23 protein-coding genes are annotated in these 23,232 nt (G+C 60.7%); 9 read left to right on the top strand and 14 right to left on the bottom strand.

The genetic code is table 11. The features are described from left to right. Positions 1–7 precede the first annotated feature (7 nt). Complete coding sequence (locus AO692_RS04530; protein WP_054308848.1) at positions 8–895, bottom strand: uracil-DNA glycosylase; 888 nt, start codon at positions 893–895, stop codon at positions 8–10. A gap of 37 nt (positions 896–932) precedes the next feature. Next, entirely contained in the window at positions 933–1,577 is a 645-nt protein-coding gene (locus AO692_RS04525) for a hypothetical protein (protein WP_054308847.1), read from the bottom strand. Between the two features lie 226 nt (positions 1,578–1,803). Here AO692_RS04525 and AO692_RS04520 point away from each other — a divergent pair, with 226 nt between their 5' ends. The 3 genes from AO692_RS04520 to AO692_RS04510 all read left to right on the top strand — a co-directional run bounded on the left by AO692_RS04520 (position 1,804) and on the right by AO692_RS04510 (position 4,905). Then, positions 1,804–3,483, top strand: a complete 1,680-nt coding sequence (locus AO692_RS04520; protein WP_054308846.1) for an electron transfer flavoprotein-ubiquinone oxidoreductase — start codon at positions 1,804–1,806, stop codon at positions 3,481–3,483. Between the two features lie 117 nt (positions 3,484–3,600). Then, positions 3,601–4,203, top strand: coding sequence for a DUF922 domain-containing protein (locus AO692_RS04515; RefSeq protein ID WP_054308845.1), 603 nt, complete (start codon positions 3,601–3,603; stop codon positions 4,201–4,203). A 93-nt stretch (positions 4,204–4,296) separates the two neighbouring features. Further along, positions 4,297–4,905: a DUF922 domain-containing protein gene (locus tag AO692_RS04510; protein WP_054308844.1), complete on the top strand. Its 609-nt coding sequence runs from the start codon at positions 4,297–4,299 to the stop codon at positions 4,903–4,905. 81 nt (positions 4,906–4,986) lie between these two features. On the opposite strand, the gene AO692_RS04505 is transcribed toward AO692_RS04510, so the two are convergent. The 4 genes from AO692_RS04505 to AO692_RS04495 all read right to left on the bottom strand — a co-directional run bounded on the left by AO692_RS04505 (position 4,987) and on the right by AO692_RS04495 (position 7,620). After that, positions 4,987–6,489, bottom strand: a complete 1,503-nt coding sequence (locus AO692_RS04505; RefSeq protein ID WP_054308843.1) for an AMP nucleosidase — start codon at positions 6,487–6,489, stop codon at positions 4,987–4,989. Positions 6,490–6,689: 200 nt separating this feature from the next. Beyond that, entirely contained in the window at positions 6,690–6,884 is a 195-nt protein-coding gene (locus tag AO692_RS04500; protein WP_054309437.1) for a hypothetical protein, read from the bottom strand. A 23-nt stretch (positions 6,885–6,907) separates the two neighbouring features. Further along, positions 6,908–7,066 (bottom strand): hypothetical protein, encoded by a 159-nt coding sequence (locus AO692_RS33355; RefSeq protein WP_162839654.1) that lies wholly within the window; start codon positions 7,064–7,066, stop codon positions 6,908–6,910. A 212-nt stretch (positions 7,067–7,278) separates the two neighbouring features. After that, positions 7,279–7,620: a DUF2147 domain-containing protein gene (locus AO692_RS04495; protein WP_054308842.1), complete on the bottom strand. Its 342-nt coding sequence runs from the start codon at positions 7,618–7,620 to the stop codon at positions 7,279–7,281. 453 nt (positions 7,621–8,073) lie between these two features. Between AO692_RS04495 and AO692_RS04490 the strand changes: the two genes are divergently transcribed. The 3 genes from AO692_RS04490 (at position 8,074) to AO692_RS04480 (ending at position 11,129) form a co-directional block, all read left to right on the top strand. After that, the gene (locus tag AO692_RS04490; protein WP_054308841.1) at positions 8,074–8,340 is read left to right on the top strand and encodes a sel1 repeat family protein; all 267 of its coding nucleotides are present in this window, start codon (positions 8,074–8,076) and stop codon (positions 8,338–8,340) included. 303 nt (positions 8,341–8,643) lie between these two features. Further along, complete coding sequence (locus tag AO692_RS04485; protein ID WP_054308840.1) at positions 8,644–9,768, top strand: branched-chain amino acid ABC transporter substrate-binding protein; 1,125 nt, start codon at positions 8,644–8,646, stop codon at positions 9,766–9,768. A gap of 236 nt (positions 9,769–10,004) precedes the next feature. Continuing rightward, positions 10,005–11,129, top strand: coding sequence for an ABC transporter substrate-binding protein (locus tag AO692_RS04480; RefSeq protein ID WP_244483250.1), 1,125 nt, complete (start codon positions 10,005–10,007; stop codon positions 11,127–11,129). A 96-nt stretch (positions 11,130–11,225) separates the two neighbouring features. Here the strand turns inward: AO692_RS04480 and AO692_RS32140 are convergent, their stop codons facing one another. From AO692_RS32140 to AO692_RS04450, 5 genes are all read right to left on the bottom strand, one after another. Continuing rightward, positions 11,226–11,789 carry a GNAT family N-acetyltransferase gene (locus AO692_RS32140; RefSeq protein WP_161808039.1) on the bottom strand — a complete coding sequence of 188 codons (564 nt, stop codon included), beginning with the start codon at positions 11,787–11,789 and terminating at the stop codon, positions 11,226–11,228. A gap of 91 nt (positions 11,790–11,880) precedes the next feature. After that, positions 11,881–13,833: an acetyl/propionyl/methylcrotonyl-CoA carboxylase subunit alpha gene (locus tag AO692_RS04470; protein WP_054308838.1), complete on the bottom strand. Its 1,953-nt coding sequence runs from the start codon at positions 13,831–13,833 to the stop codon at positions 11,881–11,883. A 26-nt stretch (positions 13,834–13,859) separates the two neighbouring features. Then, the gene (locus tag AO692_RS04465) at positions 13,860–14,681 is read right to left on the bottom strand and encodes an alpha/beta hydrolase (RefSeq protein ID WP_054308837.1); all 822 of its coding nucleotides are present in this window, start codon (positions 14,679–14,681) and stop codon (positions 13,860–13,862) included. A 42-nt stretch (positions 14,682–14,723) separates the two neighbouring features. After that, the gene (locus AO692_RS04460; protein WP_054308836.1) at positions 14,724–15,131 is read right to left on the bottom strand and encodes a VOC family protein; all 408 of its coding nucleotides are present in this window, start codon (positions 15,129–15,131) and stop codon (positions 14,724–14,726) included. A 632-nt stretch (positions 15,132–15,763) separates the two neighbouring features. Further along, positions 15,764–17,371 (bottom strand): carboxyl transferase domain-containing protein, encoded by a 1,608-nt coding sequence (locus AO692_RS04450; RefSeq protein ID WP_054308835.1) that lies wholly within the window; start codon positions 17,369–17,371, stop codon positions 15,764–15,766. Between the two features lie 240 nt (positions 17,372–17,611). Between AO692_RS04450 and AO692_RS04445 the strand changes: the two genes are divergently transcribed. Both AO692_RS04445 and AO692_RS04440 read left to right on the top strand, forming a co-directional pair. Beyond that, positions 17,612–18,004 (top strand): hypothetical protein, encoded by a 393-nt coding sequence (locus AO692_RS04445; protein ID WP_054308834.1) that lies wholly within the window; start codon positions 17,612–17,614, stop codon positions 18,002–18,004. A gap of 255 nt (positions 18,005–18,259) precedes the next feature. Further along, complete coding sequence (locus tag AO692_RS04440; RefSeq protein ID WP_054308833.1) at positions 18,260–19,408, top strand: PcfJ domain-containing protein; 1,149 nt, start codon at positions 18,260–18,262, stop codon at positions 19,406–19,408. A gap of 38 nt (positions 19,409–19,446) precedes the next feature. On the opposite strand, the gene AO692_RS04435 is transcribed toward AO692_RS04440, so the two are convergent. The 3 genes from AO692_RS04435 to AO692_RS04425 all read right to left on the bottom strand — a co-directional run bounded on the left by AO692_RS04435 (position 19,447) and on the right by AO692_RS04425 (position 22,336). After that, positions 19,447–20,610, bottom strand: a complete 1,164-nt coding sequence (locus AO692_RS04435; RefSeq protein ID WP_054308832.1) for an isovaleryl-CoA dehydrogenase — start codon at positions 20,608–20,610, stop codon at positions 19,447–19,449. Then, entirely contained in the window at positions 20,591–21,223 is a 633-nt protein-coding gene (locus AO692_RS04430; RefSeq protein ID WP_054308831.1) for a TetR/AcrR family transcriptional regulator, read from the bottom strand. Before AO692_RS04430 ends, AO692_RS04435 begins: the two co-directional genes overlap by 20 nt. Positions 21,224–21,376: 153 nt before the next feature. Continuing rightward, positions 21,377–22,336 carry a sterol desaturase family protein gene (locus tag AO692_RS04425; protein WP_054308830.1) on the bottom strand — a complete coding sequence of 320 codons (960 nt, stop codon included), beginning with the start codon at positions 22,334–22,336 and terminating at the stop codon, positions 21,377–21,379. A gap of 221 nt (positions 22,337–22,557) precedes the next feature. Here AO692_RS04425 and AO692_RS04420 point away from each other — a divergent pair, with 221 nt between their 5' ends. Beyond that, complete coding sequence (locus AO692_RS04420; RefSeq protein WP_054308829.1) at positions 22,558–23,142, top strand: histidine phosphatase family protein; 585 nt, start codon at positions 22,558–22,560, stop codon at positions 23,140–23,142. The last annotated feature ends 90 nt before the right edge of the window (positions 23,143–23,232 follow it).

The following is a 23,232-nucleotide window of genomic DNA, read 5'->3' as shown; positions in this document are numbered from 1 at the left end:
TCGTGGTTCACGAGAGCGAGCGCAGTTTCATCTTCACCTCGACGAAATCGCGCCAGGCCAGCCGCTTGTGCGCCGGGGTGCGCAGCAGATAGGCCGGGTGCAAGGTCGGCATCGCCGGAATTGCCGCGCCGCTTGCCGTCGTATGGGCTCGCCAGTTGCCACGCAGTCTGAGGATGCCTTCGGTGGTGTTGAGCAGTGTCTTTGCCGAAGGGCCGCCGAGATTGACCAGGACCTTCGGATTGACCAGCTCGATCTGCCGTTCAATGAACGGCCGGCAGATTTCCGTCTCGTGCGGGGTTGGTGTGCGGTTGCCCGGCGGACGCCAAGGGATGACGTTGGCAATGTAAGCAGAGGTTCGGTCGAGGCCGATCGCTGCCAGCATGCGGTCGAGCAATCGCCCCGAGCGGCCGACGAAAGGCAATCCCTCCAGATCCTCATCGCGGCCGGGAGCTTCGCCGACCAGCATCAGGGCTGCGTTCGGATTGCCATCGGCGAAGACGAGGCTCTTGGCTGTAAACTTCAGGTTGCAGCCGTCGAAGCCGGCCATGGCTTCACGCAACTCATCCAGGTTGGAAGCCCGGGTGGCGAGCTGGCGCGCGAGCTGCACCTGCGCTTCGTCAGGTACCGCGGCGGCGGCCGGAACACGCTGGGCGGGAGGCGGAGCGGCCGGGTTGTTTTCCGCAAAAGCCGGCGCACCCGCAGACTGATTGCGACGATCCGGGGAGGAGGACGGCTGTTCGGGAGCGGAAGCCGCCCGCGCGGGGCTGCGGATTTGCGCCGCCTCGGCGAAGCGGTCCACCGGCTCTTCGGTCAGGGCTTCGTCAACACCAGCTTCCATATAGAAGGCCAGCAGCTCATGCAGCTCCGGCGTGTTTTGAGGCGAGGGGGCATTCATGGCCGCACCATCTTCCGGCGGGCGCCGTTTTGCAAGCTCAGCTGGAAGGGATGCGCGGATCCTGCATCAGATAGAAGGTCCAGCGCGGGGTATAGTCGGTGATAAGAAATTCGAATTCTGCCGTTTCCCGTGCATCGACCTTGCCTTTGGTGAACAGCAGCCGATCGTAGGGTTCGAAATTGCGGTCGAAAGTCGCGAAATTCGAGGACGCTATATTTTCGGGCGTCTTGTTGCGCTGGTCGAAGGAGAGACCGTCGCCGAACACGCTCGGCTGGTCGAGGACTTCCTGCAGTTCGAACTGGAACTCCACCCAGGGATGGCCGCTGCTGTTGAGCGTGTTGATGCGCATGTAGATGATGCCGCTGGCATAGTCGCCCGTGCTGTCGAAGGGCTGGATCGGCTTGATCGTGCGGATTGTCAGGGTCACCGGCGTCGCTGAACTGAGTTCCTCGTCAATGACGATCGGATCCTTGCGCGTGCCCTTGCCGGAAACGCCCCTGATGCGGAAGCCGCCGAGTTCGTCGGAAAAGGAATAAGCTCCGCTTTCCCAAACCTTTTGTTTCTTTTGAGCCTGGCCTGGAGAGACTAACAGGAGAAAACCGAGGACAGCCGCCGGCCACAGCAGGCCTGAAGCGGAACAGAGGCGCGATGTTGCTAAGCCGGCTGGCCCATGAATGCGCATGAACAGGACTATGACCGATATCCGGTGTCTCGAAAAGCGTCAGTTTTCAGGCATATCGCGTAATTGACGTTTACGTGAACGTAAAATATTCTGGAAAACGTGACGGCTTCGCCTGTGGCGAATGCGGTGCCGTCGTTCTGTGCCGGTTTCGCGTCGCGGAATGATGCGCTATGGAGCGCATGAGCCAGCAATATGCCGGAACGGCAAGCCAGTGCGGAGGGACCTGATGAGCGAGATCGAACGCGAGAGCATGGAATTCGACGTGGTGATCGTCGGCGCCGGGCCGGCGGGGCTCGCCGCGGCGATCAGGCTCAAGCAGGTCAATCCGGATCTTTCCGTCGTGGTGCTGGAGAAAGGCGGCGAAGCAGGCGCCCACATCCTGTCCGGCGCGGTCGTCGATCCGATCGGCATAGACCGTCTTCTGCCCGGCTGGCGCGAGGACGGGGATCATCCCTTCAAGACAGAGGTCACGGCGGACCATTTCCTTGTGCTGGGACCCGCCGGTTCGTTCCGGTTGCCGAATATTCTCATGCCGCCGCTGATGAACAATCATGGCAACTACATCGTTTCACTGGGCAATGTCTGCCGCTGGCTGGCTGGCAAGGCAGAGGCCCTGGGCGTGGAAATCTATCCCGGCTTCGCTGCTGCCGGCCTTCTCTACAATGAGGCAGGCGCGGTCACCGGTGTCTACACCGGGGACATGGGGGTGGAGAAAGACGGGTCGCACGGGCCGAACTTCGCGGCAGGTATGGCCCTGATGGGCAAATATGTGCTGATCGGCGAGGGCGCACGCGGTTCGCTCGCCAAACAGCTCATTGCCAAATACCAGCTTGATGCTCGCCGCGAGCCGGCCAAGTTCGGCATCGGTCTCAAGGAACTGTGGCAAGTCAAACCGGAGAACCACAAGCTGGGCCTCGTCCAGCATTCCTTCGGCTGGCCACTCGACATGAAGACCGGCGGCGGTTCTTTCCTCTATCATCTCGAGGACAACCAGGTGGCGGTCGGTTTCGTCGTCCACCTCAACTACAAGAACCCGTATCTGTCGCCCTTTGAGGAATTCCAGCGCTTCAAGACGCATCCGGCCATCGCGCCGACCTTTGCCGGCGCCAAGCGTCTCGGCTACGGCGCCCGCGCCATTACCGAGGGCGGCTGGCAGTCGGTGCCGAAGATGTCCTTCCCGGGCGGTGTGTTGATGGGCTGTGCCGCCGGCCTCGTCAACGTGCCGCGCATCAAGGGTTCGCACAACGCCGTGCTGTCCGGCATGCTCGCCGCCGAGCATGCCGCGGAAGCCATTGCCGCCGGTCGCGCCAATGACGAACTCGCTTCCTATGAGGAAGCCTGGCGCGGCAGCGACATCGGCAAGGACCTCAAAAAGGTACGCAACGTCAAGCCGTTGTGGTCGCGTTTTGGCACCATCGTCGGCGTCGGCCTTGGTGGTCTCGACATGTGGCTGAACACGCTGTTCGGTTTTTCGCCCTTCGGCACGCTCAAGCACGGCAAGACCGATGCCGCTTCGCTCGAGCCGGCATCGAAACATCAGAAGATCGTTTATCCGAAGCCCGATGGCGTTCTGACCTTCGATCGCCTCTCTTCGGTCTTCCTGTCCGGCACCAACCACGAAGAGGACCAGCCGGTCCACCTTCAGGTCAAGGATGCGACATTGCAGGTGAGCTCGGAACATGACATCTTCGGCGGCCCGTCGACGCGTTACTGTCCGGCTGGTGTCTACGAATGGGTGGACGCCGAAGGCAACGCCGCGGCTGATCCATCAGCCAAGGATGTGCGCTTCGTCATCAACGCGCAGAACTGCGTGCACTGCAAGACCTGCGACATCAAGGACCCGAACCAGAATATCAATTGGGTACCGCCGCAGGGTGGCGAGGGCCCGGTCTACCAGAACATGTAGTTTCGAGAGTAAGGCGCTAAAAGGAACCTAAGCGCCTTAATTCGACCGCAAGGCAGCTTTTATCATCCTGTGCTCGCACCCCAAGAGTAATAAACTGGGCGAGCCGGGAGGGTATTGATGCGCCGGTCCATTTTCTGCAGTCTCGCCGTGCTGGCGGTAGTTGGCACGCTGCCAGGCATCGCAATGGCCGGTTCCAAGGTCGTCACCCACATCCGCACCTATGATATCGAAGGCGAGAGTGGCAAGGCGCTGATCGAAGCCATGGACAAGAGTGGTCCCAAGCACGGTTTTTTGACGCGCGCGATTGCGCAGACTTCCTACACTGTCGAGTGGGACTTCGACCTCAAGGCCAAGGCGGATGTCTGCCATCTCAGGGCCGCCAGCGCGACGCTGGACATGACCTATATGTATCCGCGCGTGACGACGCCCATGTCGCCGGCATTGCGCAAGCGTTGGCAGCGGTTCTTCGCTGGCGTACGGGCGCATGAGCAGACGCATGGCCGCATCGCCAGGCAGGGGATCGCCGCGGGTGAACGCGCCGTTGCAAGTCTTGCCGTTGCCAACGACCCACACTGCATCAAGACGCAGCGTGAAGCGCAGCGCCGGGTCGATGCGATCTACGATGAATACGAGGCCAAGCAGGTCGTCTTTGACCAGCGTGAACATCGCGAAGGCGGTCGTGTGGAAGCCCTGGTCGCCAAACTCGTCAAAGATCGCTGAGGCCGACGGCTTCCGCCTTCATTTCCACTTTGATCGTAGCCTTTCCGCCTTCTATGGTGCGCGCGCAAAACCGCATCATGGCCAGAGGACGGCATGACTTCAAAGACTGGGCTTGGCATACTGACGCTGACGGCATGTGCGGCAGCGCTTCTGGTGGTCGCGCCCGCTGCCGCCAAGACGATCGAGCAGGAGAAACCCTACGCCGTCACCGGCACAACCGGTGCCGAACTCTACGCGTCGATCGGCCAGAACGGGCCACAGGTGGGAAGGAGTGGTGGCCGTGTCATCGCGCACACCTTCTTCAAGCTCACATGGAGACGAAACTACGTGCCGGAAAATGGCGGCTGTACGCTGAAGTCGGCAACGCCAACGCTCATCATCACCTACACGCTGCCCAAACCGGCAAACCCATTGCCGCCAGTGGTGCAGAAACGCTGGGATATCTTCATCGAAGGTCTTCGTCGCCACGAGAAGGTACATGGCGAGCACATCAAGGCGATGCTGGCGCGTATCGAACAGACCACCATCGGCGTGTCCGTGTCCAACGATCCCGGTTGCCAGAAGATCCGCCGGGAAATCCAGAAACCGCTTTCCGACGCTTCAATCGCGCAGCGCCAGGAAAGCCGCGATTTCGACCGCATCGAGATGGGTTCAGGCGGAGCGATCCAGCGGCTCATCCTCGAATTGGTGAACGGTGACTGACGTTGCTTGCCGGCTGGTGCAATTCCAAGAAGAGCGTTTCCGCGTTTCCGTTAAAAACGGAAACGCTCTGGTGCAGGTTGTCTACTGAAACGCCGTTTCCGAGAAGGAGCGCAGCTTGCGCGAATGCAGCCGCTCCATCGGCATTTCAGCCAGCTTCTGCATGGCGCGGATACCGATGGTGAGATGCTGCGACACCTGCCGTTTGTAGAATTCGGTTGCCATACCTGGAAGTTTCAACTCGCCATGCAACGGCTTGTCCGAAACGCACAGCAGCGTGCCGTAAGGCACCCGGAAGCGGAAGCCGTTGGCCGCGATGGTCGCCGATTCCATATCGAGCGCGATCGCGCGCGATTGTGATAGCCGCTGCACAGGGCCGCGCTGGTCGCGCAGTTCCCAGTTGCGGTTGTCGATGGTGGCGACCGTGCCGGTACGCATCACCCGCTTGAGATCGTAACCGGCAAGTCCCGTCACCTCGGCCACTGCCTCCTCAAGCGCCACCTGCACCTCCGCAAGCGCCGGCACCGGCACCCATACAGGCAGGTCGTCGTCCAACACGTGGTCTTCGCGAACATAGGCATGCGCGAGCACATAATCGCCCAGCGCCTGCGTGTTGCGCAGGCCGGCGCAATGGCCAAGCATCAGCCATGCATGCGGACGCAGCACCGCGACATGGTCGGTGATCGTCTTGGCGTTGGAGGGGCCGACGCCGATATTGACCATGGTGATGCCGCCGTGGTCGCCGCGCTTCAGATGGTAGGCAGGCATCTGCGGCAGGCGCGGTGGCGCTACACCTTCGCTTGCCGTCGTTGCGCCGGGTTTCGTCACCACATTGCCCGGCTCGACGAATTCCGTGTAGCCCTCGCCGCCCTTCGCCATCAGATCGCGCGCCATCGCGCAGAACTCGTCGATGTAGAACTGGTAGTTGGTGAACAGCACGAAGTTCTGGAAATGCTGGGGGCTTGTCGCCGTGTAGTGCGTCAGCCGGTGCAGCGAATAGTCGATGCGTTGCGCGGTGAACGGCGCCAGCGGTCGCGGGTCACCCAGCGCTACCTCGAAGGTGCCGTTGGCGATCTGGTCATCGGTTCCGTCGAGATCCGGCACGTCGAACAGGTCGCGGATCGGGCGGCGGATGCGCTCGGCTGCCGCACTGTCGACATAGGTTCCTTCGAGAAAGGCGAAATGCACCGGGATCGGCGTCTCCGATTCCGAAACGATCACGGGTACGCCATGGTTGCGCATGATCAGCCGGAGCTGTTCTGTCAGATAGCTTTGGAAAAGATCCGGTCGGGTGATCGTGGTCGAGAACTGGCCGGGGGTGGGCATGTGCCCATAGGCCTGGCGCGAGTCCACCTGGGTGAAGGAATTGGTGACGACGCTCACCTCGGGATAGAAGGCGCGGTACCGTTTGTCGTTATCGCCGCCGGCGGCCAGCGCCGAGAAGGAATCGCGCAGGAACTTGGTGTTGCGTTCATACAGCCTATGCAGCGCCTCGACGGCCTTGCCCGCATCGTCGAAGGATTGCCGAGCATAGGGCTCCGGCATGACCACGGTTTCGATGGCTTGTGGGTAGATTCGGTTTTCCATGACCCATTATAGAGATGGAAAATGACAGTTGGGAGGGGCAGCCTCGCCAAGTCGGATTTGTATCTGCTTTTTTAGATGTGGTTGAAAGTTCTGCACTTCAACGCATGGCCCCGAAAATCGGCTTCGATTTTCGGAAAGGATCATACGCCAGATCAAACTGACGGAGCGTCCTTTATGCGTCCCGATGGACGCACGGCACTCTAACCGCGCTGCAGGCTCACCAGCAGCACCAGCCCGAGCCCCTTCTTCTGGAGTGCCGGTGCTTCGATGGTGGAGCCGGCATTGGTGCGCATCGTCGGCACAGCCAGGACTGGAGCCGCCAGAAGCATAAGGATCAGCGTCGCGCGCGGCAGAAGCTTCAAGGCGGCGAGGGCGTTTTGGGCAAACGAGGTCATGGCGGTTTTCGTGTTGTTGTCGGTCAATCGGCTGCAAATGAACTGGAGCAGGCGATGCCGCATCGCAGGCCTGCCAGGTCCCAATCGCCACCTGGACGCCTGTGTTCGGCGACCAGGATCGCGAAACCCATGCCGAACAGCGCCGTCAGCAGGCAGACGATGGTGAAGCGGCGCGCGAACATCTGGGTGTCTCTCCTTCAATGCTGGGGAGAATGCCCGAACGCGGCTGAACCCCTTCTGAGGTTGCCGTTCATCCACTGTTCAAAATGATTGACGGGAACTGGGACGTTGCGTCTCTTTCTTCCGCGGAAGGGGAGAGGCACCGCAATCGACAGCATTAAAAAAGGCGCTTCCGGATCCGGAAACGCCTTGCTGTCATCCGCTTACAGGCGGGCTACAGTTTGGTCCAGGTCTGGCTCTTGCAGATCAGGCCGCCCAACACGCAACCGCTCATCTTCAGAGAGCTGCCGGAGAGCGAAGCCTTGCCGTTGTAGGTCTTGTCGGTTTCCGGGTCGGTGATGGTGCCGGCATATTTGCCGTCGCCGGCTGCCTTGAAGGAACCGATCGTCTTGCCGGCATGCTTGCCGGTCTTCAGAGTGATCGAGAACGAGCCGCTGCCCGAGATCGCGGCGGTCGCGCCGGATGCGGTCTTCCAGTTACCTTCGATCGGATCGGCGAGCGCCACACCCGACATGATCAATGTGGCAGCGAGTGCCAGGCTCACTTTGCGAAACATCGAGTTCCTCCTCCCTTTGCGCTTCAACTGGACACAGGGTCCAGCCTCTCCATCCCTTACGCCTGGTGAAGCTAATCCAGTCCCTGACAAAACAAAAGCCGTGCCGCTGGGGAAGGAAAGGGGGTTTCTTTCATCTCCGGAAGGCCGTCTGAACCCACGATTTTGAATCCTTACCAAAATGGAAGCTTCGCCGTGGTTAGCGAAACCTTGTTTTCGCATCCGCGAATTTTCATCGAATTTGAGCGGAAACCCAGCAATTGCGCTCTTCCTATCCTTAACGGTTTCTCACGTTTACTTCTTGTTTTAGCTTTGTTTTCCTCAAATTAAGCAAGCCGTTTAACGACGGATTCAAGCGTCCCCGGCATCCTTCGAAGCATCGGAAGAGCGCACGTCCACACCAAGAAACGGACGGCGGCTTTCAGGAGCAAACAGGGTCAGACAAGGGGATTTCAAATGGCACGTTTCGAGATGCTTGAAGCAGGGATCGGCATGATGGGCGCAACCGCGCAGGCCGACATTCTCTTCGAACTGGGCATGATGTACGCGACCGGCCGCGATTGCGAGACCGACGTCATCGCTGCTCATAAATGGTTCAACATTGCGGCCATCAAAGGTTCGCTGCGCGCTGCGGAATGGCGCTCGGAACTCTCATCCGCCATGTCCAAGGGCGAGATCGCACAAGCGCTGCGCGATGCGCGTGATTGGATGACGACGCACTGATTTCCGTTCCCAAAAAGGACGGCAACACCGCTCCAACGGTGATCATAAGTGAGAGAAGGCGGCCGGCAAACCAGGTCGTCCGGACAACAGGGAAGATGACGTCTCCAGCGTTAAGCGGAGAGTGGTCAACGAGAAAAACCGCGACCGGTCGTGACAAGACCGGCGCGGTTTTCGCTTTCGAAGGACGATGCGCTGGACCGAATTGACCATACATTGCTGTATGGAGGTCTTGACGAAGAGGTGGTTTTTCTCTCATTCCAACCATGCGCCGCCAGACGGAGCGCGACAAATGGGAGAGTCGAATTGAAAACACCAAAATTACTGGGCGCAGCCCTGTTCGCCGCGGCGCTCAGCGCGTCGGCGGCTTATGCCGAAGATATCTCCATTGCGGTGGTCGGTCCCATGACGGGACAACTCGCCACGATCGGTGATCAGTTCAAGCAGGGCGCGCAAGCCGCCGTCGAGGCGATCAACGCCGCGGGTGGCGTGGAGGGGCGTCAGATCAAGCTGGATGTCGAAGATGACCAGTGTGACCCCAAGCAGGCGGTTTCGGTAGCCAACCGTATTGTCGGTAACGGCGTCAAGTTCATCGACGGGCACGCATGCTCAGGCTCGAGCATTCCGGCCTCCGCCGTCTATGCGGAAGCTGGTGCGCTGATGATGAGCCCTGCCTCCTCCAACCCGATCATGACCGACGACGCAGCCAAGAAGGGCTGGTCGACGATCATGCGTCTCTATACTCGTGACGATGCGCAGGGCGCTTTCGTCGGTCCCTGGATCGCGAAGAAATACGCGGGCAAGAATGTTGTCGTTCTGCATGACAAGAGCGCCTACGGCCAGGGTGTCGCCGATGCGGTGAAGCAGACCATGAACGAGGGCGGCTTGAAGGAAGTCCTCTATGAAGGCATCAACGCGGGTGAGAAGGACTATTCGGCGCTCGTCACCAAGCTGAAGGAACTGAAGGCCGACGTCGTTTATTTCGGCGGCTATCATCCGGAAGCCGGTCTGATCCTGCGACAAGCCTCTGAGCAGAGTTTCAAGTTCCAGCTCATCATGCCGGATTCGATCGCCAGTCCGGAATTTTGGCAGGTTGCCGGCCCGGCCGGCGAGGGCACGATGTTCGTGTTCCCGTCCGATCCACAGGCGCGGCCGGAAGCCAAGGACGCCATTGAGAAGATCAAGGCCAAGGGCTTCGTGCCGGAAGGCTTCACGCTGTTCTCCTACGCCACGATCCAGGCTTTCGCCGAGGGCATCAAGCGTGCGGGTAGCGATGATCCTGCCAAGGTTGCCGCTGCACTGAAGGACGGTAAGCCGATCAGCACCGTCGTGGGCGAGGTGATCTTCGACGAGAAGGGCGACCTGAAGAACGCCAAGTATGACATCAATCAGTGGCATGACGGCAAATACGCGCCGATCAAGCTGGACTGATCTCGGGCAAGTTCATAACCAGAAGAGATGGCCGGGCTCGCCCTGGCCATTTCCGACTTCAAACGGTTCGCAACTAGACCGGCGCGATTTTTCACGTTTCATCAGATGAATTGATCTTTGCATTAACCGGACGCATGCAATGCCGTCCGGATGGACTTGACGAACTGCAAATTTTTGCGCCCATTGCACGCAAGCGCAGCCGGGAGGGCTTGCGCAAAGCAATGGGAGGGTTCGAGTTGAAAACAACAAAATTCCTGGGCGCAGCCCTGTTCGCCACGGCGCTCGGCGCCTCGGCGGCCTACGCCGAAGACATTTCCATCGCGGTGGTTGGCCCGATGACCGGCCAGCTCGCTCCGATCGGTGATCAGTTCAAGCAGGGCGCCAATGCCGCTGCCGCAGCGATCAACGAAAAGGGCGGCATCGGCGGCAAGAAGATCAAGATCGTCGTCGAGGACGACGCTTGCGATCCCAAGCAGGCCGTTTCGGTCGCCAACCGTATCGCGGCTGCCGGCATCAAGTTCGTCGATGGCCACGCCTGTTCCGGCTCCACCATCCCGGCGTCCGCCGTCTATGCCGAGAATGGCATTGTCATGATCACGCCGGCTTCATCCAATCCGGAGCTGACGGAAGCCGCCTTCAAGAAGGGCTGGCCGACGATCCTGCGCCTCTACATCCGTGACGATGCGGGCGGCAACTTCGTCGGTCCGTGGATCGCCAAGAAATACGCCGGCAAGAATGTCGTGCTGCTGCACGACAAGAGCGCCTATGGCCAGGGCGCGGCGGATGCGGTGAAGAAGACCATGAATGAGGGCGGCCTCAAGGAAATCGCCTACGAAGGTATCAACGCCGGTGAGAAGGACTATTCGGCGCTGGTCACCAAGCTCAAGGAACTGAAAGCCGATGTCGTCTATTTCGGCGGCTATCACCCGGAAGGTGGTTTGATCAAGCGTCAGGCCAAGGAACAGAACTTCGATTTCCAGTTGATTATGCCGGACAGCCTTTCCAATCCGGAGTTCTGGCAGATCGCCGGTCCGGCCGGCGAGGGCACGATGTTCGTGTTCCCGTCCGACCCGCAGGCGAAACCTGAGGCCAAGGAAGCCGTGGAGAAGATCAAGGCCGGCGGCTTCTCGCCGGAGGGCTTCACCCTGTTCTCCTATGGCGTCATCCAGGCAGTTGCCCAAGGTATCGAGCGCGCCGGTTCCGATGACCCGGCCAAGGTGGCCGCGGCTCTGAAGGACGGCAAGCCGATCAGCACCGTGGTTGGCGAAATCACCCTGGATGAGAAGGGTGACATCAAGGATCCGAAGTTCGACATCAACCAATGGCACGACGGCAAATACGCGCCGATCAAGCTGGACTGATTGTCGGTAGGCAGAAAGCTGACAAAGGAATGGCCGGGTTCGTCCCGGCCATTCTGTTTTTCAAGAGCCCTTTCGCCTTAACCCGCCAACATACGTTTAGTTATTGCGACGTTCCCAATCGCTGCGCAGCAACGTCGTTACATGTTCGATTGTTTGCCTTCCGTCAGCCATGCAGCGGCTGGTAACCTCGGCTACGCGCCGATATCCCAATTTGCGCTGCATCGCCCAGGAATTTTCGTTGCCGTCGAAAAAACCATTTACCAGCTTCGTCAGGCCTAGTTCGCGAAAAGCAAAGCGGATTTTCGCCTCAAACGCTTCACGACCATAGCCGTGTCCTTGATGGTTGTCGGCGATCCAAATCCCTCCACCAGCCGTCCCGGCTTGCCAGTCGATTTTGTTGAGACTGACACCTCCGATCACCAGTCGGCTCGGTCTAAGTTCAATCGCAAACTCATACGCAGCCGGCCGATCGCTTGAGTTCGAAATCTCTCGACATCTCCTGACCCAATTTTCCGCGTGTGACGCCGTGTAGGGATGAGGGACGAATGCCAGCCACTTTGCGAGCTTGAGGTCGTTCAAGCCCTGAGTGAGTTGTTCGATGTCTTCCTCGGCCCAAGGTCTGAGAGTAAGGCGCGAAGTTTCGATTTTGGCGTCCCGCACGTTGTCGCTCGCTAGCTCGCTGCCGGCTTCCTGCCTGATCCAAATTGCCTCAAGGTGCCTATGGCTGCGCGCTTATGATACTATAACCTGGTCAGGTATCCGCCTCCACGAAACGGACGAGGATGGTGCCGTCAGTCACCTGCGCACCCTCCGCGGCGATCTCGGCGATCGTGCCATCGTGCGGCGCCGCGATGGTATGTTCCATCTTCATGGCTTCGAGGATCAGCAGCGGTTGTCCTTTGACCACGACTTCACCGGGGCCCGAACGCACCACCTTGACCAGTCCTGGCATGGGCGCGCGCAGACTTCCTGCACCCGCACCGGCATCGTCGGCCTTTGCGAGTGGGTCCGGCACGCCGAAACTGTAGCCGGTGGCGCCGGAGAAGACAGTTACATGGTCGGGCCAGCGGGCAAGCCGTTTGCCGCCGCCGGCGCGCAGCGAATGGACGCCGTGGTCGGTCGCGACATCGAAACCACCGTCGGCGCGGGCGGTAACCCGGGCCATGATGACGTGCTCGCCTGACTTGAGCGCGATGTTTCTGGCACCGGCATGGAAATGGGCGTAGCCGACCAGAGATGACCATGGATCGGACGGATCGCGATGTTCCGCGACATTGGCGGCCGCCAGTGCCGCCGTTGCGATCACCTCGTCGCCCGGGGCGGGGACTGCGGTCAGCGCATCCTGCTTGCGGCCGATCAGGCCGGTGTCGACATCGCCTGCGGCAAAGTCCGCATCTGCGGCGAGGGCGGCAAGAAAGGCGGTGTTGGTAACCGAACCGGCGATTTCCGTATCGGCCAGCGCCGCCTCCAGTGCCGAAAGTGCGGCAGCGCGGTTATTTCCATGCACGACGAGCTTGGCGATCATCGGATCGTAATAGGGTGAAATGGCATCACCCTCGCGGACGCCTGTTTCGATCCGCATGGCGGACCCAGCCGGTGCGGTTTCGGGGAAGCGCAGATGGTGCAACGTACCGATGGCTGGCAGGAAACCGTTCGTGGCATCCTCCGCGTAGAGTCTTGCCTCGAAGGCATGACCGGAAAGCGTGATCCCGTCCTGGGCCTTCGGCAGTTTTTCGCCGGAGGCGACACGCAGTTGCCACTCGACCAGATCGATGCCGGTGACCATTTCCGTCACCGGATGTTCCACCTGCAGGCGCGTGTTCATTTCCATGAACCAGAAGCGGTCGGCCTTGAGGCCCTGCGAAGCGTCGACGATGAACTCGATGGTGCCGGCGCCGGAATATTTGATTGCCTTCGCCGCTTTCACCGCCGCTTCGGTCATCGCCTTGCGCAAGGCGGGCGTCATGCCGGGGGCAGGGGCCTCCTCGATGACTTTCTGATGGCGTCGCTGTGCCGAGCAGTCACGCTCGAACAGATGCACGGCGTTGCCGAAATTGTCTCCGAACACCTGCACCTCGATGTGGCGCGGCTTGTCGACGTATTTTTCCACCAGCACGCGGTCGTCACCGAAGGCGGCCTTGGCCTCGCGGCGGGCGCCGGAAAGGGCCTCCGAGAAGTCATCAGGGTCGTCGACGCGGCGCATACCCTTGCCGCCGCCGCCGGCGCGCGCCTTGATCAACACCGGATAGCCGATCTCGCGCGCCTTGGTGGTGAGCAGCACGATGTCCTGCGCCTCGCCGTGATAGCCAGGCACCACGGGAACGCCGGCTTTCTCCATCAGCCGCTTGGCGGCGTCCTTGAGACCCATGGCCCGGATCGAGTCGGCCGACGGGCCGATGAAGACCAGGCCGGCGGCGGTCACCTGATCGACGAAATCCGGGTTTTCCGAAAGGAAGCCGTAGCCGGGGTGAATAGCTTCGGCACCCGTCTGTTTGGCCGCGGCAATGATGCGATCGCCCCTGAGATAGCTTTCGCCGACCGGAGAGGCACCGATATGCACCGCTTCGTCGGCCATGGCGACATGAAGCGAGGCTGCGTCCGCATCCGAATAGACGGCCACTGTGGTCACCCCCAGCCGGCGCGCCGTGCGGATGACACGGCATGCGATTTCACCGCGGTTGGCGATCAGAATCTTTGAGAACATCAGGGCCTCCAATGGCGAAAGGCGGCTCAAACGCCCTTCGCGAACTCCAACAGCAGCGAATTGAACTCCCGCGGCCTTTGCAGGAAAGGTGCATGCTGTGCACCCGCCATGCGCACGATCCTTCGCGACCACAGCGCGGCGTAAGAAAGACCGTCGAAATAGTCGGACTGGATGAAGACGTCATCGCGGCCGTTGACGATGGCGAGCGGCGTCTCGTTGGTTTTGACGATTTCGCGCTCGTCCAGCGCTTTGCCCGACATGATCGAGCCGAACATGATCTCGCGCGCACGGCCATCCGTGCGCTTGCACATGGCAAGCAGATGCGGATCGACATGTCCGTCCACCGCAGAGGTGTGGGTGGCGTAGGCCAGAGCGTCGGCGTCCGTGAAGTCGCGCTTGCCGGTCAGGTTCTCGGCATTCGGATCGATGTTGAACCCGGCCATCAGACTTTCGACGTCTGCCTTCACCGGCGGGGTGCCGCTGATCATGAGGCCCTTGGCGGCAAAGCCGCGTCCGAGCATTTCCAATGCGATATGGCCGCCCAGCGACCAGCCGAAGATGACGGGCTCGTGCAGCCCGAGCTTGTCAGCGACGACCTCAGCGACTTCGGCATAGCCGCCGAACGTATAGGTGCGGTTCGGGTCGCGCGCGTCTTCCGAGGCGCCGTGGCCGGGCAGATCGAAGGCGATCAGGCGGTGGCCGGTAAATTCAGGTGCCTCGAACTGCCTGGAAAACACTTCCTTGCAGCTCGAATTGCCATGAATGAATAGAATGGCCGAGCCCTCCGCGCGCGATTGTGCGAAGGCGATCTTCGCGAAATCCGTCTCGACGAAACCTGTTTCGGTCATAGCCATTCCTGCTTGTTCTTCTTCATTGCCGCATGTCCGCGTCTATTTCGGTGTGATCACCACCGACGAAGCCGAGCGTTCGAACGGGCCATGGAAAACGGCCTCGATATTGTTGCCGTCCGGGTCGAACAGGAAAGCGGCGTAGTAGCCTGGATGATAGCTGCGCTCGCCTGGCCCGCCATTGTCCTTGCCGCCGGCGGCAAGGCCGGCTTCGTAGAATTTCGCCACTGTCTCGCGATCGGGCACCTGGAAGGCGAGATGCACCCGTGACGTCTGCCCGCTGGCGGCGTCGATCCACAATTCGTCGGCCGAAAAGAACGTGTCGCCTTCATGGATGGAATCGGAACGGCCGATTGCGCCGAGCACGGCGCGATAGAAGCGCTTTGTCGCCTCCAGGTCGGCTGCTCGAAGGTGGATATGGTCGATCAGGCGGCCACGATGGAATTGCATGGTCTTCTCCGATGATTGGCTATTGGAGGGCACAAAGTGTCGGAAGAACCCAGCGCCGACCACCCCATTCGCGGCAGCGGCGGAACCGCAGGGCTGGCGTCATGTGCCAGCCCTGCGGGATCGAGGCATGGATTATTTGGAGGCTGCGATCTCGCAACGGCCACCGTTTCTGACCTTGTAATGTTCGCGTGTCCGCACGCAGGATTCCAAAGCCTTTGCTTCGGCTGCTTCCTGAGACTTCGCGTTGAGCGAGGTGCCGCAGATGATGTACAAATCCACGACCCGCGAATAAGGCGTGGTTGCATAGGCGGAATGACCGCCAGCTGCCACATAGCCCTTCCAGGCCTTTGTGCAAGGATCCTTCGCGTTGCCTGACATTGTCGGCGGGAAGCGTTTGTCGCCCTCGCTCCCGGTCAAGGAGCCTGCATTTGTTATATTTGGTGCCGCAGCAAGAAGCATGCAAGCAAGGACGGATATATTCAAAGTTCGAAGATGTCGCAATTTTATCCCCATGAGCCCAGTGTGGAACATGGGAAGCAGTAGATGAAATTTCTGACGTCGGCCAACTGAATTCTTGGAATCCTTCGCCGATGCCCGCGCGTTTCGGTGATGTACAAGATGAAAGCACGGGATCACATCCTGAACACGCCGAATTTCGTGTCGTCGATGGGTGCGTTGAGCGCTGCCGAGAGCGAAAGTGCCAGCACTTCGCGCGATCTTGCCGGATCGATGATGCCGTCGTCCCAGAGCCTCGCGGACGAGTAGAGCGGGTGACCCTCGCGCTCGTATTTCTCCAGCGTCGGACGCTTGAATTCGGCCTCTTCCTTGGCTGACCAGGTGCCGCCCTTGCGTTCGATGTTCTCGCGCCGCACCAGCGCCAGCACCATCGCCGCCTGCTCGCCGCCCATCACCGAAATGCGCGCGTTCGGCCACATCCACAGGAAGCGGGGCGAGTAGGCGCGGCCGCACATGCCGTAGTTGCCGGCGCCGAAAGAGCCGCCGATGATCATCGTCACCTTGGGCACCTGTGCGGTTGCCACCGCCGTCACCAGCTTGGCGCCGTCCTTGGCGATACCGCCCGCTTCGTATTTCTTGCCGACCATGAAGCCGGTGATGTTCTGCAGGAACACCAACGGGATTTTGCGCTGGCAGCACAGTTCGATGAAATGCGCGCCCTTCACGGCACTTTCGGAAAACAGCACGCCGTTGTTGGCGATGATGCCGACCGGCATGCCGTGGATGTGGGCAAAACCGGTCACCAGCGTGGTGCCGTAATTCTGCTTGAATTCATCCAGCTCCGAACCGTCGACGATGCGCGCGATCACTTCGCGTACGTCATAGGGCTGGCGCAGATCCGCCGGCACGATGCCATGGATCTCGCGCGGATCGTGGAGCGGTGCCACAGAGGCACGAAGATCGAGCCCGATCTCTTTCTTGCGGTTGAGATTGCGCACGATGCGGCGACAGATCGCCAGCGCATGCTCGTCGTCCAGGGCGTAGTGGTCGGCCACGCCGCTTTCGCGTGTGTGCAGGTCGGCGCCGCCGAGCTCTTCTGCGCTGACGTCCTCGCCGGTTGCCGCCTTTACCAGCGGCGGGCCGCCAAGGAAGATGGTCGCCTGCTTGCGCACCATGATCGATTCATCAGCCATTGCCGGTACATAGGCGCCGCCCGCAGTGCACGAGCCCATGACGCAGGCGATCTGGGGAATGCCGGCCGCGCTCATATTGGCCTGGTTGTAGAAGATGCGGCCGAAATGCTCGCGGTCGGGAAAGACTTCGTCCTGGTTGGGCAGGTTGGCGCCGCCGGAATCGACCAGATAGACGCAGGGCAGTTTGTTCTGCAGCGCGATTTCCTGCGCCCGCAGATGCTTCTTCACGGTCAGCGGATAGTAGGTGCCGCCTTTGACTGTGGCGTCATTGACCACCACCATCACCTCACGGCCCTCGACGCGGCCGATGCCGGCGATCATGCCGGCAGCCGAAATCGCATCGTCATACATGTCCCAGGCCGCGAATTGGCCGATCTCAAGGAAGGGCGAGCCCGTATCCAGCAACTGGGCCAGCCGGCCGCGCGGTAGCAGCTTGCCGCGCGCGGTGTGGCGCGCGCGTGCCTCTTCCGAGCCGCCGCGCTGTACCAGGGCCGCCTTGTCCGAAATATCGGCAACCAGCGACTGCATGCGTTCTGCATTGGTGCGGAAGCTTTCGGAGGAGGTGGAGATGGAAGACTGGATGACCGGCATATTTCCTCCTCACGCGCTCTTGCGGTGGTGTTGGTTTGGATGTATCAGCCACGCCCCGCATGCGGCTAGCCCCTCGGCGCCGCGGATGACACTGAGATGGAGGCGACGATGAAAGGCAGAATTCTGCTTTCCTGCGAACGTCGGCCTCGGGCGAGCGACAACGCCGCCTGAGGGCGGCGACTTTTTTGTCTGGAACATCAGCAAGTTTGAGGAGCGGCGCGCTGCGCCGCCTGTGTCGTCATGTATGTGCGGTTCGTTACGCCGTTCATCCATCCGCAGAGCCGGGTGGAGACCGGCTTCTTTCGGGCGTCCTGGTATCTCTATCGGAACGGCGCGCCGGACTGGATTCTGCGAGAGCTCGACGGCGAGTTCGACTGGTTCAACGAGCATCTGCCGATCCCGGGCCGGGTGGCGCGGCATTTCAAGCGGCGCAACTCGATCTGGGGCGTGTGCTGGTTCAGTCACGACGCACGCGAGATGATCGCCCGGGCGCACTACTGCGCCTGGTTGATCGAGGAGGGTGGGTTGCCCGTGCGCTCGATCCAGGTTGGCCGTCATCGTGAAGTGCTCTGGCGCGACGCGCATCAGGTGGTGGTGAAGCCGACGCAGGAAATGCCGCGCGGTTTCTATTGAAGCGGTGGGGAGCCGAGTGCTCTCCGCCGACGTCACCGGCTTGTCCAAAGGGTCCGTTGCCTGAATGCAACAAGACATTATCCCATTGTAAATAAAAACCATTTCGTTCTTGTGTGAATTCCGTGAGCAGCATAGAGAGCTGCCCCGTTCAACCGAAAGGAGACCTGTCCATGACTGCAAGACCGAGTTCGACACATTCCGTGCCGGCGCTCGATCTGCGTCCGGCTGACAGAGTTTCATTGAGGATGAACGACCATGGCCAAGTCCATGATCAAGCGCCGGCGCGAGGCCGAGCGCGAACGTGTAGACCATTATGAAGCGACGCTGCGGCGTGCGCAGCGCGCGCCAAGGCCTGCCCCTGATTTCGCGCGCGCTCTGAGGGATGCTGCGCGTGGTTTCACTGGCGTCTTGGCCCGCGAACCCGATGCATGGCGCCCCAAGCTGAAGACGCGTGATCCCGCGCGCTTGCGGTTGGCTGCGGCACGTCACCTGTTTGCACGTTACCCGGTATCCAACGCGCTTGAAGAAGTTTGGCTCGACGGCTCCGGCCTCGATGCCGACGAGATCGCGCTGCGCCGGCGCTGGTATGTGGTTGCGGCGCGCGGGCGCTCGCTGTGGAAGGAAGAGGCAAAGGGGTGGCTTTCGCGCAAGGAAGTCCACTGGTTCCTCAATTCGCCCGGCGACCTCGGCTTCGACGAGGCGATCTGGCTGGCCGTCGCTCGCTCCTACACCGAGGATATCGGTGTGGCGCTGCGCATTGGCCGCTCCAAGATCGCACGCACACCGCGAGCGGGCTTTGCCTTCTGGCGGGAGGTCACGCGTTTCTTCTGTGCCAATCCGGCAACCATCGCGGAAATTGACGATCTCTGCGACTATCTTGCCGCGCGGCACGAGCGGGAACCCGATTACAGCGTTGTCGGTCGCACGCTCGCTTCGCTGCGCCGCCAGATGCTCGAATGGCATCGCGATCTCGAAGCGGTTGCTCGGATTGAGGCAGCCCGTCGGCAAGCCTTCCGGGCCAAGGGCGGCGAGGACGAAGGGCGCTGGGCCGGCTCGCCGCTCGACGATTGGATCTGGAAACCGACTGCGGGAGAGGCGAGGGTGCGCAAGGAGCAGTTTGCGGTGACGCAACTGGTTACCGCGGACGAGCTTGTGGCCGAATCCCGCGCCATGCACCATTGCGTGTCCAGCTACGCACAGAAGTGCGTTTCCGGTCAGGCGTCGATCTGGTCGTTGCGTCGAAGCGCGGCAGGCAACGTGAAACGCCTGCTGACGATCGAACTCAACCGCCAGAATCGGGCGGTGCAGATACGCGGTTTCGGCAACCGGCTGGCCAGCGCTGAAGAACTTCAGGTACTCGGCCGGTGGGCGAAAGCGATGGGTGTCGTGCTGCCGGAGCATTGAAAGACAGTCCGCGCGACAGAAATGTCGCGCGGTCCTCCTTATACCGCTTCAGCCATCATTTCGCGACCGATCAGCCAGCGGCGGATCTCGCTGGTGCCGGCGCCAATCTCGTAGAGCTTGGCGTCGCGCAGCAATCTGCCGGTCGAATAGTCGTTGATATAGCCGTTGCCGCCCAGCAATTGGATGGCGTCAAGCGCCATCAGGGTCGCCTTCTCCGCAGCGAACAGGATGCAGCCGGCGGCATCCTTGCGGGTGGTCTCCTTGCGGTCGCAGGCTGCGGCGACCGCATACACATAGGCACGACAGGCATTCATCGTCGTATACATGTCTGCCAGCTTGCCCTGGACGAGCTGGAAGGAGCCGATCGGCTGGCCGAACTGCTTGCGTTCGTGCACATAGGGCATGACCACATCCATACAGGCAGCCATGATGCCGAGCGGACCGCCGGCAAGCACAGTGCGCTCGTAATCGAGGCCGGACATCAGCACTTCTACGCCGCGTCCTTCTTCATGGAGCACGTTTTCGAACGGTACCTCTACGTCTTCAAATACCAGTTCGCCGGTGTTGGACCCGCGCATGCCAAGCTTGTCGAGCTTCTGCGCTACCGAGAAACCCTTGGAGCTGCGCTCGATGATGAAGGCGGTGATGCCGCGCGAGTTCCGGTCCGGGTCGGTCTTGGCATAGACCACCATGGTTTCGGCGTCGGGGCCGTTGGTGATCCACATCTTGGTGCCGTTCAGCACATAGCGGTCGTTCTTCTTTTCGGCGCGCAGGCGTAGCGACACCACGTCGGAGCCGGAACCGGGTTCCGACATGGCGAGCGCGCCGACATGCTCACCAGAGCAGAGCTGGGGCAGGTACTTTTCCTTCTGTGCGGGTGTTGCCCAGCGGTTGATCTGGTTGACGCAAAGATTGGAGTGCGCGCCGTAGGAAAGGCCGACCGATGCCGAGGCGCGGCTGATTTCCTCCATCGCCACCACATGCGCCAGATAGCCCATGCCCGAGCCGCCATAATCCGGGTCGGCGGTCATCCCCAATAGGCCGAGTGCGCCGAGTTCAGGCCACAGATGCGGCGGAAACTCGTTGCTCGTATCGATCTCAGCCGCCAGCGGCGCGATCTTGTCCTGGGCAAAACGCTGCGTGAGATCGCGCAGAGCCTCGATATCCTCACTGAGCCCGAAATTAAGCGTGTGCGTGTACATGCCTTTGCTCCCCAGCAGGCTGTGGTGCGCCGACGAGGCGCATGGTCATGGCTAGATAGGTTTGTGTGACGCCATCGATGGACAGGCGTTCGCCGGGCCGATACCAGACGATGACACCGGTCATCATCTGGATCAGCGCCATGGCGGTGAGACCGATATCGTCGACGGCAAAGACGTTTGCATCGGCGCCGTCGCGCAGGATGGTACGCAATTCCTTCTCGTAAATCGTGCGCAGTTTCAGGATACGGGTCAGCCGCTCCGGCGCGAGACTGCGCAGCTCCATATTGGAGACATGTGTCGAGGAACGGCGATCGATGTGGAAGGCGATGTGGTTTTCGACATAGGCGGCAAGCCGGATCACTGGATCCGCCATGATCGGACGTGCCGCTTCCCACGCAGCCAGCAGCCCTGTCATATGATCCTGCAACAAGGTGTAGAGCAGGTCTTCCTTGGTCGGGAAATAGCGATAGAGCGCAGCCGCCTGTACGCCCACCTCCGCAGCCAGCTGGCGCATGGAAACCGCCTCGTAGCCGTGTCGCGCGATCAGCACCAGCGCCGCCTCGCGGATCGCCGCTTCCGTCCGTTCGCCATCCGAACCTGTCGTTCTGGCCATCATCTTCTCCGATGGCTTCAAGAATAAAACGAACGTTCAATTAATTCAAGGCGCGTATCAAATAACATGGCTGAATTGGACGAAAGATCAATCGATCCGTTCGATTGGCGGAGGCGGAAGGCCGCTCGCCATCGGCAGTTCAGGTTGGCGAGGCTACGCTTCCTGGCGCTCAGCTTTGTCCTGATTTGTCTGCCTTGGAGGCTTGCCCAAGATGCGTCGCACGCCGGCCCTGGAGAAGGGCTGCGCAATCTGGCCGAAGAAGCTCTTGTCGATCGTGCCGCTGATGCCGATGTCGGTCGATGAGGGGCGGGCGGGATTGTGATAGGTGCCGAACACCTGATCCCAGATGACGATGTTTTCGCAATAATTGGTGTTGCCTTCGCGCAAGTCGCGCGAGTGGTGCCAGCGGTGGATGCAAGGGGTGGTGAAGATTCGATCGAGCAGGCCTGTGCGCATGTCGATGTTGCAATGGGTCAAGAGACCTATGAACACCGACGCCGCGCCGAGCCACAGGAACACTGGCAGCGGCGCGCCGAGCAGATAAAGCGGCAATTGTCCGAGCAGCATCTTGATCAGCGAATCGACGAAGTGGAAGCGCCCCGTGTTGAGCACCCAAAGCCGCTCGACGCTGTGATGCAGCGCGTGGAACCGCCACAACAGCAGGCGTTCATGGCTGAGCCGATGCGCGAAATAGAGCCCGAACTCGGCGATGACCAGGCCAAGAACCGCTTGAACGAACATCGGAGCCTGGCTCGGCCACAGCGAATAGGAATGCTGCAGCGCCGGCTGCGCAATCGTCGCGAACAGCATCGGAAACGAGGTGGTTACCGCCGCCGCGATCTGGGTCAGCCCCTTGGTAACCAACGTGTGCGCGACATTGTTGAAGGTCTCGCCGTCGGGCTCCAGCCAACTTCGTTCATAAGGCATGATGCGTTCAAAAAAAGCGATGACGGCGATGGTCGCAAGGTAGACGATGTTGAACCAGAAAATGGGGTGGCCACTTTCGAAAGCGAAATGGTTGCCGACCATACTGGCTATGAAAATCAGCGGCCACAGCGTGACGGACAAAAACCTGTAAAGCACGCTTTCACGGTTGAAGCGAAACGCCTGCATGCAGTCTCTTCCGGTCCGTTGGCTTAATGGAGGCGCACTATGCCCCGACAGATTGCGTCAGCCTTGCATCTTATTGCGATTCGACAACGAAAATTTCAGCGGGCGCTTAACTAGCCCATCATCCACAATTGACTTTCGTGTGCAGGCAGCTTTATCGGCCCTGCTTCGATGACGGATTGCCGTCTGTGGTAACTTCCAAGCCTACGAGGCTGTGATTCCGCATGCTTGTCCGTCTCACCATGATCTGTTGCGGGGCGACCGCTGTCAGCCGGCGCGGTTTTTTTCCCGCTGATGAGCCACTTGAGGACAAGGCGTTTGAGGGCATTTCAGCGTTGGCCGGGAGTTTGGATGCGGCCGACCGCATCTGGACAAGCCCTGCTGCGCGCGCCCGGCAGACTGCGGAAGCTTTAGATTTGCAGGCGGCAGACACGCCTGCGTTGCGCGATCAGGATTTTGGCTTCTGGGCTGGTAGAACTTTCGACGATGTCCAACGCACCCAGCCGGAAGCGGCGCGCGGCTGGCTGGTTGATCCCGGAGCGGCGCCATCGAATGGCGAGAGTTTTCACGACGTTGCCGCTCGGGTGGCCGGCCTGTTCGACAGGCTGATGGCTCGACCCGGCCATACGATCGCGGTTACCCATCCAGCCGTGGTTCGCGCGGCGCTTCTGCATGTTCTGAAGGCACCGCTCGCCGGATTCCGGTTCATCGATGTGGAGCCCCTCAGCTTAGCCGACTTCCGCAGCGACGGGACCCGTTGGGTGCTGCGGGCAACTGGCATAACGGCGCCGAAAGCCCAACGTCGCTAGAGCAATCCTAGGAAAAATGTGTAACGGTTTTCCGCCCGGAATTGCGTAAAAACAAAGAGTTAGAGTGTTTCAGCGTTTCCGTGAAAAACG

Origin of the sequence: Mesorhizobium sp. 1M-11 (genome assembly GCF_001303895.1) — a bacterium.
GTDB lineage: Bacteria > Pseudomonadota > Alphaproteobacteria > Rhizobiales > Rhizobiaceae > Mesorhizobium.
The sequence above is the reverse complement of the archived record's forward strand: the minus strand, read 5'-3'. Positions and strand labels throughout refer to the sequence as shown.

Bases quoted from the DNA above. Each gene is read 5' to 3' on its own strand.
- AO692_RS04530 (WP_054308848.1), bottom strand. From the start codon at position 895: ATGAATGCCCCCTCGCCTCAAAACACGCCGGAGCTGCATGAGCTGCTG.
- AO692_RS04525 (WP_054308847.1), bottom strand. From the start codon at position 1,577: ATGCGCATTCATGGGCCAGCCGGCTTAGCAACATCGCGCCTCTGTTCC.
- AO692_RS04520 (WP_054308846.1), top strand. From the start codon at position 1,804: ATGAGCGAGATCGAACGCGAGAGCATGGAATTCGACGTGGTGATCGTC.
- AO692_RS04515 (WP_054308845.1), top strand. From the start codon at position 3,601: ATGCGCCGGTCCATTTTCTGCAGTCTCGCCGTGCTGGCGGTAGTTGGC.
- AO692_RS04510 (WP_054308844.1), top strand. From the start codon at position 4,297: ATGACTTCAAAGACTGGGCTTGGCATACTGACGCTGACGGCATGTGCG.
- AO692_RS04505 (WP_054308843.1), bottom strand. From the start codon at position 6,489: ATGGAAAACCGAATCTACCCACAAGCCATCGAAACCGTGGTCATGCCG.
- AO692_RS04500 (WP_054309437.1), bottom strand. From the start codon at position 6,884: ATGACCTCGTTTGCCCAAAACGCCCTCGCCGCCTTGAAGCTTCTGCCG.
- AO692_RS33355 (WP_162839654.1), bottom strand. From the start codon at position 7,066: ATGTTCGCGCGCCGCTTCACCATCGTCTGCCTGCTGACGGCGCTGTTC.
- AO692_RS04495 (WP_054308842.1), bottom strand. From the start codon at position 7,620: ATGTTTCGCAAAGTGAGCCTGGCACTCGCTGCCACATTGATCATGTCG.
- AO692_RS04490 (WP_054308841.1), top strand. From the start codon at position 8,074: ATGGCACGTTTCGAGATGCTTGAAGCAGGGATCGGCATGATGGGCGCA.
- AO692_RS04470 (WP_054308838.1), bottom strand. From the start codon at position 13,833: ATGTTCTCAAAGATTCTGATCGCCAACCGCGGTGAAATCGCATGCCGT.
- AO692_RS04465 (WP_054308837.1), bottom strand. From the start codon at position 14,681: ATGACCGAAACAGGTTTCGTCGAGACGGATTTCGCGAAGATCGCCTTC.
- AO692_RS04460 (WP_054308836.1), bottom strand. From the start codon at position 15,131: ATGCAATTCCATCGTGGCCGCCTGATCGACCATATCCACCTTCGAGCA.
- AO692_RS04450 (WP_054308835.1), bottom strand. From the start codon at position 17,371: ATGCCGGTCATCCAGTCTTCCATCTCCACCTCCTCCGAAAGCTTCCGC.
- AO692_RS04445 (WP_054308834.1), top strand. From the start codon at position 17,612: ATGTATGTGCGGTTCGTTACGCCGTTCATCCATCCGCAGAGCCGGGTG.
- AO692_RS04440 (WP_054308833.1), top strand. From the start codon at position 18,260: ATGGCCAAGTCCATGATCAAGCGCCGGCGCGAGGCCGAGCGCGAACGT.
- AO692_RS04435 (WP_054308832.1), bottom strand. From the start codon at position 20,610: ATGTACACGCACACGCTTAATTTCGGGCTCAGTGAGGATATCGAGGCT.
- AO692_RS04430 (WP_054308831.1), bottom strand. From the start codon at position 21,223: ATGGCCAGAACGACAGGTTCGGATGGCGAACGGACGGAAGCGGCGATC.
- AO692_RS04425 (WP_054308830.1), bottom strand. From the start codon at position 22,336: ATGCAGGCGTTTCGCTTCAACCGTGAAAGCGTGCTTTACAGGTTTTTG.
- AO692_RS04420 (WP_054308829.1), top strand. From the start codon at position 22,558: ATGCTTGTCCGTCTCACCATGATCTGTTGCGGGGCGACCGCTGTCAGC.